This window comes from Spirosoma arcticum, assembly GCF_054779955.1.
In genome coordinates this window covers 1-900 of sequence record NZ_BAAGXG010000061.1, presented here as the reverse complement: position 1 = coordinate 900, position 900 = coordinate 1, and the positions used below count along the sequence as shown (strand labels likewise).

The 900-nt window shown below is 41.7% G+C and carries 2 protein-coding genes; both read right to left on the bottom strand.

What is annotated here, in order from left to right; genetic code table 11:
• A partial coding sequence (locus tag ACYVHB_RS32870) for an IS630 family transposase (protein WP_461056326.1) occupies positions 1 to 515 on the bottom strand: 515 nt, incomplete at its 3' end.
• The coding region (locus ACYVHB_RS32865; RefSeq protein WP_461056324.1) for a helix-turn-helix domain-containing protein at positions 479 to 900 on the bottom strand (422 nt) is incomplete at its 5' end. The genes ACYVHB_RS32870 and ACYVHB_RS32865, both read right to left, overlap by 37 nt.

Below are 900 nucleotides of genomic sequence, written 5' to 3'. Positions count from 1 at the left end.
TAATGTGGCTTGTTTAGCCATTTGTATTTACAGAAGCGCCATAAAATTTCGATTGGGTTCAAATGTGGGCTGTAAGTAGGTAAATAAAAAATAGACATGTTTTGATTTTCCCAGTTATCAAACTCGTCTTTAACTACTTTTGCATGATGAATAGGGCCATTATCTAGCACAATTACGTAAGGTTTAGTGTGTGCTTTTTGAGAAAAATCATCCAACGAATTCTTAATAAAGACCCCATCAAGATTGGCTTCACTGTGATAAACCGTTAGCTGACCTGATAAACTCATCAGACCAAATACATTTAAACGCTTTTTCTGTTTGCGAGTAAATCGGCGTTGAGTTAGTCCCTTTTTTTGCCAGGCGTAGGGGACATATGGCTGCATGGTAAAGCCAGATTCATCGGCGAAATAAAGATCTATATAGCCTAATAGCCAAAGGGTTAATAGTAGTTTCCAGCGTTCGTATCTATCGGCATACACTACTTTGTTTTGGCCTTGATGCGTACACCGGCGGATACGTCGCCATGAATAATTATTTTTTTTAAAAAGCGTTTAACCGTATCCGAACTCACGGGCGTAGCCAACTCTTTTATCAACTCAGCTTGAATTGCCTTTACATTTTGAGCATGCGCTTCAACCGCTTTGTCTAAATATTGGGTGTGGGTTGCGTTGCTCACACTTAAAATGGGGGTACGGCCTTGCCCGGCTTTACGACTAAGGCCCACAAGCCCTACCGTCTGCCATATCTTGATCCAACTGCCCACCGTGTTGTGGTTAACGACTAAGTGGGTAGCGATTTGTTTGATGGTTACTCCCGCCTGATTGAGTAAAAGGGCACGGCATTTTTCTCTAAATTCAGGTTTGGGATGGTATTTTGCTCCTTCTTGCAAGGTAATCAGCT